This window comes from Streptomyces sp. NPDC054796 (assembly GCF_053611545.1).
In genome coordinates this window covers 1-13,282 of the sequence record NZ_JBSHAO010000001.1, presented here as the reverse complement: position 1 = coordinate 13,282, position 13,282 = coordinate 1, and the positions used below count along the sequence as shown (strand labels likewise).

Here is a 13,282-nt window from a genome sequence, read left to right as displayed (position 1 = left end):
CGGCGGGCGCGTACGCCGTCGCCGCGCGAGTCACCGCGCAAGTCACCGCGGAAGTCACCGCGCCGTGGACAGGTCCAGCTCCGCCGCGCGCAGGGCGCGTCCGAGGATGGCCGCGCCCTCTTCCGCCTCGGCCACCGTGAGGGTCAGCGGCGGCGCGATCCGCAGCACGCTGGCCGTGGAGTGGCCGCCGCCCTTGCCTATGAGCAGCCCGCCCTCGCGGGCCGCTTCGAGGACGAGGGATGCGGCTTCGGGCGAGGGCGTGTCCGTGCCGGGGAGGACGAGTTCGAGCCCGATCATCAGGCCACGGCCGCGCACCTCCCGTACGATCCCGAGCCCCGCCGCCACCGCCCGCAACCGCTCCAGCAGCAGGCCGCCCACGCGGCGCGCGTTGCCCTGGAGATCGTGCTCCAGCGCGTAGGCGAGGTTCGCGTTGCCAGCCGCCATGGTGACGGGGCTGCCGCCGAAGGTGGAGAGGGAGTTGGCGTCAAGGCAGTTCATGACCTCGGCGCGGGCGACGACCCCGCCGATCGACATGCCGTTGCCCAGCCCCTTGGCGAAGGTGAGGATGTCCGGCGGGCCCGCCTGCGCGTGTGCCTGCCAGCCCCAGAAGTGGTCGCCCGTCCTGCCCCAGCCCGTCTGCACCTCGTCGCTGATCCAGAGGATGCCGTGCCGTTGCAGCACCTCGCGGAACGCGCCGAACAGGCCGTCGGGCGGCGAGGTGAAGCCGCCGACCCCCTGCACGGGCTCCGCGATCAGCGCGGCCACCCCGCATCTGGCCTGCCCGAGCACGTCCTCCAGGTCCTCGACGCAGGCGGCGGTGAACGCGGCGTCGTCGAGCCCGGCGAACGGGCCCCGGGTGCGGACCGAGCCGTGCACGTACAGCGTCTGGAGCGGCGAGAGGCTGGTCGGGGACCAGGCGCGGTTGCCCGTGATGCCGACGGCGGAGAAGGAGCGGCCGTGGTAGCTGTTGCGCATGGCCAGGATCTGGTTGGAGCCGCGGTAGGCGGTGGCCAGCATCAGCGCCGTGTCGTTCGCCTCGGTGCCGGAGGTGGTGAAGAAGACGCGCGCGTCCGGGATTCCGGAGAGGCACGCGATCCGTTCGGCCAGCTCCACCATGGGGCGGTCGAGATAGAGGGTGGAGGTGTGCAGGATACGCGCGGCCTGCTCGGCGACCGCCTTGGTGACCTCGGGCAGCGCGTGCGCGGTCATGGTGGTGAGGATGCCGCCGAAGAAGTCGAGATAGCGGTTGCCCTCGGCGTCCCAGACGTGGCGGCCCTCGCCGTGGGTGATCTCGATGGGCCGCTGATAGTAGAGGGCGAGCCAGTCGGGCAGCACAGCGCGGTGCCGCTCCAGCAGCTCACCCGGGTCGTGGTGCTCGCTCCGCGCGCCGCTCATCAGGGGTGCACCAGCCCTCCGTACGCGTCGGGCCGCCGGTCGCGGTAGAAGGCCCACTGCCGGCGCACCTCGTCGATCAGGGAGAGGTCGAGATCGCGGACGACGAGTTCCTCCTCCTTGTCGCTGGCGACGTCACCGACGAACTGGCCGCGTGGATCGACGAAGTAGCTGGTGCCGTAGAAGTCGTTGTCGCCGTACTCCTCGGCGCCGACGCGGTTGATGGCGGCGACGAAGTACTCGTTGGCGACGGCGGCGGCGGGCTGCTCCAACTGCCAGAGGTAGGCGGAGAGGCCGCGCGAGGTGGCGGAGGGGTTGTAGACGATCTGGGCGCCGGCGAGGCCGAGTTCGCGCCAGCCCTCGGGGAAGTGGCGGTCGTAGCAGATGTAGACGCCGATCTTGCCGACGGCGGTGTCGAAGACGGGCCAGCCCAGGTTGCCCGGCTTGAAGTAGAACTTCTCCCAGAAGCCCTTGACCTGGGGGATGTGGTGCTTGCGGTACGTGCCGAGCACCGAGCCGTCCGCGTCGATGACGGCGGCGGTGTTGTAGTAGAACCCCGACTGCTCGACCTCGAAGACGGGGACGACCAGCACCATCCCGGTCTCCCGGGCCAGTTCGCTCATCCGCCGCACCGTCGGCCCGTCGGGCACGGGTTCCGCCCACTTGTAGTGCTCGGGGTCCTGTACCTGGCAGAAGTACGGGGCGTTGAACACTTCCTGGAAGCCGATGATCCGCGCGCCCTGGCGGGCCGCCTCGCGGGCGTGCTCCTCATGCTTCGCGATCATTGACTCGGTGTCGCCCGTCCAGGTGGCCTGCACCAGTGCGGCACGTACGACGTCGGGCATGAGCGGCTCCTTCACGGGGGCGGCTGCCTGTTCGACACGCGTAGATCCACGTGAGGATGTGACCGTAAATCCCGTCACGCACCGTGGCAAGACCATCGGCGTAACGTCGCCGGATCGATCTCGTTTCCGCCGAGGGGTGCTCCTCACGGCGCTTCGTTACCCGTACGTAACCTACCGACGGGTTACTACGGGTAAGCCCGCGAGCTTACTCTCCAGTCACTTCCCGTCCTCCGGCAACGCCGACGTTCTGGAGCAGCTCATGATGGCTTCCCCCGCCCCTCACACCCCTGCCCCTCGCACCCCCGGACACCGCACCGCCGCTGGTGCGCTCGCCGCCGGGCTGCTGGCCACCGGTTCGCTCGTCGCCGCACCGGCGGCGCACGCGGAACCGGCCGCCCCGGCCGCCTCGTCCCAAGCCGCCGCCGAGGGGCTGCGGTTCGTCGAGATCGAGGGCGACGGCGGCACCAAGCTGGCCGCGAACGTCCTCACACCCTCCGGAGCGGCGAAGGGCGCGCGCCACCCCGTCATCGTGCTGCCCACGAGCTGGGCCACCCCGCAGGTCGAGTACCTGGCGCAGGCCAAGAAGCTGGCGGACTCCGGCTACGTCGTGGTCACGTACAACTCGCGCGGCTTCTGGCAGTCGGGCGGCGAGATCGAGACGGCGGGCCCCGAGGACATCGCCGACGCCTCCAAGGTCATCGACTGGGCCCTGGCGAACACACCGGCCGACCCGGACAAGGTCGGCATGGCCGGGGTCTCCTACGGAGCGGGCATCGGGCTGCTGGCAGCGGGGCACGACAAGCGGATCAAGGCCGTCGCGGCGCTCAGCGGCTGGGCCGATCTGATCGACTCCATCTACAGCGGCCGTACGCAGCACTCCCAGGCGGCGGCGCTGCTGGGCGGCGCGGGCGAGCTGACGGGGCGGCCGAGCGCCGAACTGCGGGAGATCCTGAAGAACTTCCTCGGCTCGAACCTCGACAAGGAACAGGAGATGATCGACTGGGGCGCGAAGCGCTCCCCCGCCACCTACCTCGACCGGATCAACGCCAACGGCGCCGCCATCATGATGGGCAACGCCTGGGGCGACACGATCTTCCCGCCCAACCAGTACGCGGACTTCTACGAGAAGCTCAAGGGCCCCAAGCGGCTGGAGTTCCGGCCCGGCGACCACGCGACGGCCGAGGCCACGGGGCTCCTCGGACTGCCGAACGACACCTGGACGAACACCCGCCGCTGGTTCGACCACTACCTGCGGGGCGAGGACAACGGCATCGACCGCGAGGCACCCGTCCAGCTCAAGTCCCGCTCCACGGGCGGCTACGAGGGCTACGCGAGCTGGCAGGACGTGCCCGCGACGCACGAGAGGATCCCGCTCAAGGACACCCGGAACATCGACGGGCACGACTCCGGCGCCAACGGCGGCCTCGTCCTCCTGAGCAACGCGCTCGACCAGTTCCTCAAGCTCCCGCCGACCGCCTCGATGCCGCTGCTGCCGCGCTCGCGGGCTGCGGTCTGGCAGTCCGAGCGGTACGAGGAGACGCGGCGCGTGCGGGGCACGGCCACCCTGCACACGACCGTGACCAGCAAGGCGTCGAGCGGCACGGGCGTGGCCTACCTCTACGACGTGGGCCCCCTCGGCACGGGCAAGCTGGTGACCAACGCGCCCTTCACCTTCCACGGGAAGACGCCGGGCGAGCCCTTCACCGTGGACGCGGAGCTGTTCTCGACGGCGTACGACGTGCCCGCCGGGCACCGGCTCGCCCTCGTCATCGACGGCGCCGACCCCCTCTACATCGACCACAACCCGTCCGACGCGCGGCTCTCCTTCTCCTCTCCGGCCGACGCCCCGTCCACGCTGACGGTGCCGTTCGGGGACTGAGACCGGCTCCCGGCCGGGGGGGGCGGGCCAGCCCGTTCCCGTCAGCCCTTGCCGGGCTCCGGCACGCCGGGGAGGCCCGTGCCGCGCAGCGCGTTGGCGACGGATCGGTAGTGGTGCGGGGAGACGGCACGCGCTGCGTCGAGGAGGGAGGGGACGAGCGTCGCGGGGTCCGCGTGCGCTGCCGCGGCCACCTCGACGGGGGTACGGGCGCGGACGAGCGCCGACAGCAACTGGGCCGCCTCGTCGCCGCGGCCGGCGCCGTGCAGGGCGAGCGCGGTGGCCGACACCTCTTCGACGGGGCGCGCGACGCCCTGGCGCAGCAACTGCGCGCAGTCCTCGGCACGGCCCGTCGCCGCGAGCGCGTCGGCTGCGGCGGCGAGCGCTGCCGGGGGCAGCGAGGCGGCCTCCCACAGCAGGGTCGCCACGTCGGCGTCCAGGCCCGCGTCCGCCAACTCCCGTGCCATGGCGGCGAGATGGAGCGCGGGCCAGGCCGCCGCCTCGCACAGCACGACGTGCGTCTCGCCGGGCCGCCCCGCCTCGCGCAGCCGCGCCATGCGCGCGACGGCGCCGGCCGCCGCGCCGCGCGCCCGCGCCCACTCCTCCTCGTCCGCACCGGGTCCGCCGTACGCGGCGGGCGCCTCGTCCGCGCCCTCAGCCCCGTCCACGTCCACGGCTCCGGCGAAACGTGCTCCGCGCGGGGCACGCTCCACGACGCCGGGCGCACCGGGCGGCACGAGGCTGGGCACGGGCGCGTCGTCGGCCCCCTCTGCTCCCTCCTCGACGACCCCGGCGAACCGTGAACCCCTGGGCCGCCCCCGCCACTTGTCCCGCTTGCCGGACGCCGCCCCCGCACCGGCCCCGGAACCGTGCCCGTCTCCGTGATCGTGCCCGAGCCCGGCGCCCTCGTCGGAGGAGTGCTCGTGCCGGGGGCCCTGGCCGTCGACCGGCGCCGCCTGGGCTCCGGGCGGGGCCGCACCCGCCGCGCCCGCCGCGCCCGCCGCACGGGTACGCGACGCCGCGAGGCGGGCGGTCAGTTCCGTACAGCGGGCGCTCGCGCGAGCGTGGTGGTCGCGGGCCCACGCGAGGTCCGTGCCGGAGCCCCCGGGGAGCGCGACGAGGTCACGCACGCGCCGTGCCGCCTCGTCGCGCTCGCGGCGCGCGGCGTCGAGGCGCTCGCGCAGTACCGGCTCGCCGCCCGCCAGATCGTCGTACGCGGCGACGGAGTCCGCGTACCGCGCCCGCAACCGCTCCCCCGCACGCGCGCCCGCCTCCTGGCCGTGCCGCCCCACGAGGTCCTGGATCAGCGAGACGACCACGTCCCACGGCGGGATCTCCCGCCCTTCCAGGCACTCCCGCATGCCCGCCGGATCGTTGCCGACGAAGACGCCGTACCAGCCCTCGCCGGGGTGGAGCAGTGCGGTCAGCCAGCGCAGTTCGGCGGTGAACGCGCCGACCGCTTGCGGTAGGCGGTGCGCCGCCGCGGGCATGTCAGCCATGCGCGCATTGGACACCAGCCGTGTTACGCGGGGTGTTACGGCGAGGCTACGTACTCCTTTCCTGTACCCGTAGCGCATCGATGCGCTGCCCAGGGACAGGCCGAGGCAGACGCCCACCGCGCGGCGGCCTGTCTGAACGTTCAGTCAGCGTTCCTCGGCGTCGCGCCAGTAGTCGCGGAGCATCTCGCCGGGCCAGGCGGGCTGACGTGGGCCCCCGCGCCGCCGCCGCAGAGGCTCACGGGTTCACGACCATCGCCGCGCCCCCTCCCCTGCGCGTCTTCTCCGCCGCCGCGAGCCAGCGCCCGTCGGGCAGTCGCTGGATGCCCGTCGCGGCGCCGATCTCGGGATTCTGCTTGAAGGAGTGGCCCAGCGCCTCCAGCTGGCCCCGCAGTGCGGTGCGGTTCCACAGGCCCGGTTCCAGTTCGGTCTGGGCCGCGTTGCGCTGGCTGGCGCGGGGCGCTGCGATGGAGTCCACCAGGGGGAGTTTCCTGTCCAGGTGGTTGATGAGGGTCTGGAGGACGGTCGTGATGATGGTGGCGCCGCCGGGCGAGCCGAGGGCCAGCACCGGCTTGCCCTCCTCCAGCACGATCGTCGGGGACATCGAGGAGCGCGGACGCTTCGCGGGCCCCGGCAGGTTGGGGTCGTGGACCGCGGGGTCGGCGGGCTCGAAGGAGAAGTCCGTCAGCTCGTTGTTGAGGAGGAAGCCCCTGCCGGGCACGGTGATGCCGCTGCCGCCGGTCTGCTCGATGGTGAGCGTGTAGGCGACGACGTTGCCCCACTTGTCGGAGGCCGTCAGGTGGGTGGTGCTGTCTCCCTCGTACGTCGTCGGGGCCGCCTTGTCACCGGCCTCGCAGGGGCGCGGATCGCTGGGGTCGCCGGGTGCGACGGGGCTGGTCAGGGCCTTGTCGTCCTGGATCAGGCAGGCGCGCGAGTCGGCGAACTCCTGGGAGAGCAGGCCCTTGGTGGGCACGTCCTCCTGGGTGGGGTCGCCCACCCACCGGCCGCGGTCGGCGAAGGCGAGGCGGCTGGCCTCGATGTAGCGGTGCAGGTACTCCTTCTCGCTGATGCCGCCGAGGTCCGTGCCCTCCAGGATGTTGAGCGCCTCGGCCACGCTGGTGCCGCCCGAGGAGGACGGGGCCATGCCGTAGACCTCGTACTCGCGGTAGTCGGTGCTGGTCGGCTCCTGCTGGCGGACGGTGTACGTCCGCAGGTCGTCGGCCGTCAGATCGCCGGACCGCACCGTGCGCTCCGCGTCGTCGGCGACGGGAGGCTTGCGCACGGTGTTCACCACGTCGCGTGCCATGGCGCCCTCGTACAGCGCGTCGGCGCCCTTGCGGCCGAGGGTGCGGTAGGTGGCGGCGAGGTCGGGGTTGCGGAGGGTCGAGCCGACCTCCGGCAGTTCGCCGCCGGGGAGGAAGAGCTTCGCGGAGGCGGGGAAGTCGCGGAAGCGGTCCTCGTTGTCGGCGGTCTGCTTGCGGAAGGTCTCGTCGACCTCGAAGCCGCCGCGCGCCAGCTTCTCGGCGGGGGACAGCACCTGCGCGAGGGAGCGGTTGCCCCAGGAGTCGAGGGCTTTCTGCCAGGTGGCGGCCGTGCCCGGGGTACCGACGGACAGTCCGCTGGTGACGGCCTCCGCGAAGGGTATGGCCTTGCCGTCCTCGCGGAAGAGGTTCTTGTCGGCGCTCAGCGGCGCCTTCTCGCGGCCGTCGAGCGTGCGGATCTGGCGGCTGGCCGCGTCGTAGTAGACGAAGTAGCCGCCGCCTCCGACGCCCGCCGAGTACGGCTCGGTGACGCCAAGTGCCGCAGCCGTCGCGACGGCAGCGTCCACCGCGTTGCCGCCCTCGCGCAGCACCTCGATGCCCGCGGCCGAGGCGTCGGGGTCGACGCTGGAGACGGCGCCGCCCTCGCCGACGGCGACCGGCGTCTTCTCGGGGGACCCGGCGGCCGTCTCATCGTCGGAGCGGTCCGGCGGCGGCGCGCCCGCTGTCAGCGCGCCCACCGCGACCGCCGCGGTGAACAGGGCCAGGAACCGGGCTGACCGGCGGTGCGTGCGCCGCATGAGTGCCTCCTGTCGACGAGCGTCAGCGCAGCCTAGCCCGCGTGTTCTGCACACGTCAGTAACTCGGCGTTCCGCTTCCGTCGTACGCCTGTACGCTGCCGCCCCATGGATGACTACCTGCGGGAGATCGTGCTCGGCGTGCTCGCGGCGGCCGTCACCACGGCGCTCGGCTGGTTCGCGCGTACGTACCTGTGGCGACGCCGGCTACGGCGCACGCAGCGGTTCTTCGGGCTGCCCGACAACTCCGAGTGCCTGCTGATCGTCAACCGCGACCCGGCCACGGCCGAACTCGCCGTGCACCGGCGCGACGTGTACGCGCTGCTGGAGCTGTCCGCGCTCATCAAGGACTGCCGCGCGCACGCGAACATCATCTCGCACGAGACCGCGCAGCAGGGCTTCGGCGAGCGCACCGAGTTCTGCCTCGGCGGCCCGGCGTCCAACCGCCGCACGCTGGCGCATCTGCGGTCGCTGCTGCCGGGGGTGAGCGTCAACCCGGATCCGGAACCGGGGCCCGACCGTGCCGCGTTCACCATCGGCAGCGAGCGCTACCGGATGGACAAGGGCATCACCGAGTACGTTCTGCTCGCCCGCCTCACCGCGGGCCAGCAGGACGGGGACACCCCGCGGCCCGTGTTCCTGCTGTGCGGCCAGAGCGGGATCACCAACCAGGCAGCGGCCCGCTATCTCGCCCGCCACCACGCCCGCCTGGGCCGCAAGTACGGGCCCACCGGCACGTTCTGCCTCCTGCTGAAGGTCGTCAACTCGCAGGCGTACGGGCCCGACGTGGTGGAACTCGTCGACGACGTCACCCGCGCCGCCACCTCACCGCAGCCCACTCCCCCGCCCGCGAACGGCTCCCGCAGGGGCGGCCACCGCGCGGTCGGCTGACGGCGGGCCAGAGGGCGACGGCCGGATCAGTAGACGATGGACACGATCTCGCAGACCGCCGCGGCGAGTTGACGGTCACCGTCGACGCGGGCACGGGCGAGGGCCGAGGCCGGGCCGATCCCCCGGGTGCACAGCCGCCAGGCGGTCTCCGCGTCCAGCACGACACGCGCCGCGGGCGGCCCGGCCCCGGGTTCGGCCAGAGACCAGCGGCCCTCGGTCGCGGTGACGGTCCAAGCACCACCGGCCGGGCCCTCGACGTCCACCCTGACCTGGGTGCCGACGGGCGCGTGGGTATCGCACAGGGTGTGCGGCAGTGCCCGCAGGAAGGTGTCCAGGACCACCGACAGGGGCCGCGGACCGGGATCGGTGCCCTGGCCGACGGCGTGGCGGATCTGCTGACGGTGTGTCCAGTGCTCGGTGAACTCCCGTGCGCTGTCGAGCCACATGGGGGCCGGGTCCGCACCGGCCCAGGACACGCCCAGCGACGGTTCGTCCGGTTCGGCGGCCTCGAAGTTCCGGGCGACCTGGCCGCCGACCAGCTCCAGGGTGTCGGTGAGCGCGGCCGGGCTGACCCGGCGGTGCGCTTCGACCCACTCGTGGTTGGCGCGGTGGACGAACGCCTCCAGCGTCTCGCCCGGCGCGAAGGCGAGCCCGCCGTCGTGGCCGTCGCGGCGGCCGAGGCGACCGTAGAAGTCGCCGAGCAGGTGCGCTGCCACATCGGCGACGGTCCAGCCCGGCACGGCCTCCCTGCGCCAGTCGGCGGGGCGCAGCTTCCTGAGCGTGGCCATCAGCGCCGCGTGCTCCGGGGCGAACAGCGGGCGTGCGTCGATGGGCCTGCCGAGCCAGGCGTGCCCGTGCGTCTCGTCGGTCTGGGAGGTCATGCCCCAAGCCTGGCAACCGGGCGCCCGGCACACCAACGGAATTCCCGGCGACGCACCGGCACCGATCAGGCCATGGCCATGAGACTCAGGCCCGCGAGCCGGGCATCGTGGAGCCCGCCTCCGCCCTGTTGACCTCGACGGCCTCGGTCTTGACGCTGCGCCGCTCACGCCGCGCGACCCACTGCGCGAACCAGGACAGCAGCATGCACAGCCCGATGTAGATCGCCGAGATGACGATGACGACGGGGATGAACGGCATGGCGTAGTCGAGGTTGATCGCGATGAGCTTGCCCGCGTGCAGGAACTCCTCGAAGGTGATCAGGTAGCCGAGCGAGGTGTCCTTGAGCGCGACGACGAGCTGGCTGATGATCGTCGGCAGCATGGCGCGCACGGCCTGCGGCACGAGCACGGACGTCATCACCTGCGTCTTGCGCATCCCCAGCGCGTAGGCCGCCTCCCGCTGGCCCTTGTCCACGGAGACCACTCCGGTGCGGAAGACCTCCGCGAGCACGGAGCCGTTGTAGAGCGTCAGACCGGCGACGAGCGCGGGCAGCGGCTGGACCTGGAGCGCCACGAACACGAAGAAGATCATGACCAGCACCGGCATGGCGCGGAAGAACTCCACGAGGAGCGTCGCCACCCAGCGCACAGGCCGGTGCTCCGAGAGCCGCCCCGCCGCCAGCACCGCGCCGAGCGCGAGCGAGAGCACGGCGGCCAGCGCGAACGCCTTGAGCGTGCTGCCCAGCCCCCGCAGCAGCAGCTCCTGGATGCCCTCGTAGGCGAAGGGCCGCCACTTGGCCGCCTCGAACTGGCCGGTGTCGACAAGGAGATGAATCAGCCAGGCCGCCAGCGCTGCCAGCAGCAGCGTGGCGACGACCCCGTAGCCCCGGTGCCGGACGCGGGCCCTGGGCCCGGGGATGTCGTAGAGGGCAGTGGGCGTGGCCTGCGAAGCGGCCTTCGACGTACCGTGCGGGCTCACCGGGCGACTCCGTAGCGCTTCTCCAGCGCGTTGAAGAGCGCACTGATGGACAGGGTCAGGACGAGATAGCCCAGCGCGATCCAGACGAAGCTCCAGATGATGCTGTAGCCGTTCTCGTTGAGCGTCTTGTACGTGCTCAGCAGTTCGACGACGCTGAAGGACCCCGCGATGGCGGAGTTCTTGGCCAGCGCGATGAGCGTGGAGCCGATCGGCGGGATGACGGTGCGGAACGCCTGCGGCAGGATCACCGTGGCCAGCGTCTGGCCGAACGTCATCCCCAGACTGCGCGCCGCCTCGCCCTGCCCCACAGGCACCGTGCCGATGCCGGAGCGGACCGCCTCGCAGATGAAGGCCGACGTGTAGCAGCCCAGGGCCAGCACGGCGAAGACCTCGAAGGGCAGCGCCACCCCGAAGCGCGGCAGCCCCAGCAGCATCGCGAAGAACAGCAGCGTCAGCGGGGTGTTGCGCAGCACCGTCACCCACGCGGTGCCCAGCGCCCGCAGCGCCGCGACGGGCGCGACCCGGCAGCCCGCCATCACCACCCCGACCGCGAGCGCGAGGAGCGAGGCGTAGACGGTCAGCCTCAGCGTGCCGAGGAACCCCTCGCCGTAGAGCGAGAAGTTGTCGGTGAGTACGTCGAGTCCGTTCATGGCTTCGGCCGTCCCCCCTTTCAGCTCGTCAGCGAGCGGTCGATGGCGGGCGGCCTGGGCGCCGGTTCACCGGAGAGCGCCAGCGTGGCGTCGTATGCCCTCTTCCAGTCGCCGTTCCTCTCCCGCTCCTCCAGCGCGTCGTCGAGCGCGCGGGCCAGCGCCTTGTCCGGCTTGGGGACGCCGATGCCGTAGGGCTCCTCGGAGAAGGGCTTGCCCACGACCTTCAGCCCGTCGGGGTCCTTGGCCGCGTAGCCGAGCAGGATGGTGTCGTCGGTGGTGACGGCGTCCACCTGCTCGTTGAGGAGGTTGTCGACGCAGATCGCGTAGCTGTCGTACGCGACGGGCTTCGCCTTCGGGTAGTCCGCGACGATCCGCTGGTACGGGGTGGAGCCGACGGCCGAGCAGATCTTCCGGCCCGCCATGGACTCGGGGCCCGTGATCCGCTTCTCGTCCGCGCGCACCAGCAGCTTCTGGCCCGCGATGTAGTACGGCCCTGAGAAGCCCACGAGCTTCTTGCGGCCGTCGTTGATGGTGTACGTGCCGACGTAGTAGTCGATCTGGCCGTTCTGGAGCGCCGTCTCGCGGTTGGCCGAGGCGATGGCCTTGAAGCGCACGCCCTTGTCCGGGTCGAAGCCGAGGGAGGCGGCGAGCATCCTGGCGATCTCGATGTCGAAGCCGGAGTAGGCGCCCGTCGCGGGGTTCATCTCCCCCATCCCCGGCTGGTCCTCCTTGGCGCCCACCGTCAGATACCCGCGCTGCCTGGCCCGCTTCCAGGTGTCCGAGGCGGGCAGCGTGAAGCCCTCGTCGACCGTGTAGGAGGGCGGTCGCGGCGGCTGCGGGCCCCGCGCGGGAGGGCTGCCAGAGCGCCCGCACGCGGTCGCGAGCAGCGCCAGCAGCACCAGCGCGCACAGCCCGGCCATGGCGCGCGAGGCCCGCGCGGCGGCGGATGGCGTACGGACGGTACGGCGCGGTCGTCGTCGCACGGTTCGCCCTCTCAGTGCTTGAGGATCTTGGACAGGAAGTCTTTGGCACGGTCGCTCTCCGGCGCCGTGAAGAACTCCTCAGGCGTGCGGTCCTCGACGATCCGGCCCTCGGCCATGAAGACCACGCGGTGCGCCGCGGAACGCGCGAACCCCATCTCGTGCGTGACGACGACCATCGTCATGCCGTCCTCCGCGAGCTGCCGCATGACCTCCAGGACCTCGCTGATCATCTCCGGGTCGAGCGCGGAGGTGGGCTCGTCGAAGAGCAGCGCCTGCGGGTCCATGGCCAGGGCGCGGGCGATGGCGACGCGCTGCTGCTGGCCGCCCGAGAGCTGCGCCGGGTACTTGTCGGCGTGCGCCGCGAGCCCGACCCGCTCCAGCAGCTCCCGCGCCCTGCGCTCGGCCTCGTCCTTGCGCTTCTTGCGCACCTTGAGCGGCGCGAGCATGACGTTGGCGAGGACCGTCTTGTGCGCGAAGAGATTGAAGGACTGGAAGACCATGCCGACCTCGCTGCGCAGCCGCGCCAGCGCCTTCCCCTCCGCGGGGAGCGGCTGGCCCGAGAGCGTGATGGTGCCGGACTCGACGGTCTCCAGCCGGTTGATGGTGCGGCAGAGCGTCGACTTTCCGGAGCCGGAGGGGCCGATGACGACCACCACTTCTCCGCGGCCGACGGTGAGGTCGATGTCCTGGAGGACATGGAGCCTTCCGTAGTGCTTGTTGACGCCGCGCAGCGTGATCAGCGGTTCCATGGAAACCGCAAACTATCGTCATCAATACGACACTTCCGCCAGGACACGCGGGTCCCCTTCGCGGGGTGCGGAAGGAAACACAGGGTTCCCCCTTCACCGGGCTGCACCGCTTCACGGGGTGCGAGGTTGACCGCCACACGGGGTGCCCGGCTCTTGTTGGGGTGCGCCTTGGCTGGTGCCTCTTGGGGTTGCGTGCGCGTGTGGCGGGCCGGTGGCACGGGTTGTGCCCACCCGTCCCGCCTTGCGGGACGATTGCCCACAACATTTGGCGTCGTCGCCTGGCGGGGGCGGGCCCGGTGCGGGCCGGTGGCTTCGGCGCGGCGTGTGGTTGCGGTTGTTCGCGGCTTGCGCCGCGTGATTCATGGTGCCGGTCGTGGTTATGGGGCCCGTGTGTGGTGGGGGTCGGTGCCGCGCCGGGGTGTCTCCTCGGGCGGCGACAAGTGCGGGTTTCGTTGCTTGCTTTCTCCCGGCACTCGTCGCCACC

11 protein-coding genes are annotated in these 13,282 nt (G+C 72.0%); 2 read left to right on the top strand and 9 right to left on the bottom strand.

Annotated features, from left to right (window positions below):
• Positions 1-54: 54 nt before the first annotated feature.
• Positions 55-1,395 (bottom strand): aspartate aminotransferase family protein, encoded by a 1,341-nt coding sequence (locus tag ACWGJ2_RS00055; protein ID WP_453343599.1) that lies wholly within the window; start codon positions 1,393-1,395, stop codon positions 55-57.
• Entirely contained in the window at positions 1,395-2,237 is an 843-nt protein-coding gene (locus ACWGJ2_RS00050) for a nitrilase-related carbon-nitrogen hydrolase (RefSeq protein WP_453343598.1), read from the bottom strand. The genes ACWGJ2_RS00055 and ACWGJ2_RS00050 overlap by 1 nt, the downstream gene beginning before the upstream one ends.
• 259 nt (positions 2,238-2,496) lie before the next feature.
• Here ACWGJ2_RS00050 and ACWGJ2_RS00045 point away from each other — a divergent pair, with 259 nt between their 5' ends.
• A complete protein-coding gene (locus ACWGJ2_RS00045; RefSeq protein ID WP_453343597.1) occupies positions 2,497-4,116 on the top strand; it encodes a CocE/NonD family hydrolase in 1,620 nt (539 codons plus the stop codon).
• A gap of 41 nt (positions 4,117-4,157) precedes the next feature.
• On the opposite strand, the gene ACWGJ2_RS00040 is transcribed toward ACWGJ2_RS00045, so the two are convergent.
• Complete coding sequence (locus ACWGJ2_RS00040) at positions 4,158-5,612, bottom strand: hypothetical protein (RefSeq protein WP_453343596.1); 1,455 nt, start codon at positions 5,610-5,612, stop codon at positions 4,158-4,160.
• Positions 5,613-5,847: 235 nt separating this feature from the next.
• Positions 5,848-7,668, bottom strand: coding sequence for a gamma-glutamyltransferase (gene ggt / locus ACWGJ2_RS00035; RefSeq protein WP_453343595.1), 1,821 nt, complete (start codon positions 7,666-7,668; stop codon positions 5,848-5,850).
• Between the two features lie 105 nt (positions 7,669-7,773).
• Between ggt and ACWGJ2_RS00030 the strand changes: the two genes are divergently transcribed.
• Complete coding sequence (locus tag ACWGJ2_RS00030; RefSeq protein WP_453343594.1) at positions 7,774-8,556, top strand: hypothetical protein; 783 nt, start codon at positions 7,774-7,776, stop codon at positions 8,554-8,556.
• Between the two features lie 26 nt (positions 8,557-8,582).
• On the opposite strand, the gene ACWGJ2_RS00025 is transcribed toward ACWGJ2_RS00030, so the two are convergent.
• The 5 genes from ACWGJ2_RS00025 to ACWGJ2_RS00005 all read right to left on the bottom strand — a co-directional run bounded on the left by ACWGJ2_RS00025 (position 8,583) and on the right by ACWGJ2_RS00005 (position 12,798).
• Positions 8,583-9,437: a maleylpyruvate isomerase family mycothiol-dependent enzyme gene (locus ACWGJ2_RS00025; RefSeq protein WP_453343593.1), complete on the bottom strand. Its 855-nt coding sequence runs from the start codon at positions 9,435-9,437 to the stop codon at positions 8,583-8,585.
• Positions 9,438-9,522: 85 nt separating this feature from the next.
• Positions 9,523-10,416, bottom strand: coding sequence for an amino acid ABC transporter permease (locus ACWGJ2_RS00020; RefSeq protein ID WP_453343592.1), 894 nt, complete (start codon positions 10,414-10,416; stop codon positions 9,523-9,525).
• Positions 10,413-11,066: an amino acid ABC transporter permease gene (locus ACWGJ2_RS00015; protein ID WP_453343591.1), complete on the bottom strand. Its 654-nt coding sequence runs from the start codon at positions 11,064-11,066 to the stop codon at positions 10,413-10,415. Before ACWGJ2_RS00015 ends, ACWGJ2_RS00020 begins: the two co-directional genes overlap by 4 nt.
• Positions 11,067-11,086: 20 nt before the next feature.
• Positions 11,087-11,986 carry a glutamate ABC transporter substrate-binding protein gene (locus tag ACWGJ2_RS00010; RefSeq protein WP_453343934.1) on the bottom strand — a complete coding sequence of 300 codons (900 nt, stop codon included), beginning with the start codon at positions 11,984-11,986 and terminating at the stop codon, positions 11,087-11,089.
• 74 nt (positions 11,987-12,060) lie between these two features.
• Complete coding sequence (locus ACWGJ2_RS00005; RefSeq protein WP_453343590.1) at positions 12,061-12,798, bottom strand: amino acid ABC transporter ATP-binding protein; 738 nt, start codon at positions 12,796-12,798, stop codon at positions 12,061-12,063.
• Positions 12,799-13,282: the final 484 nt, after the last annotated feature.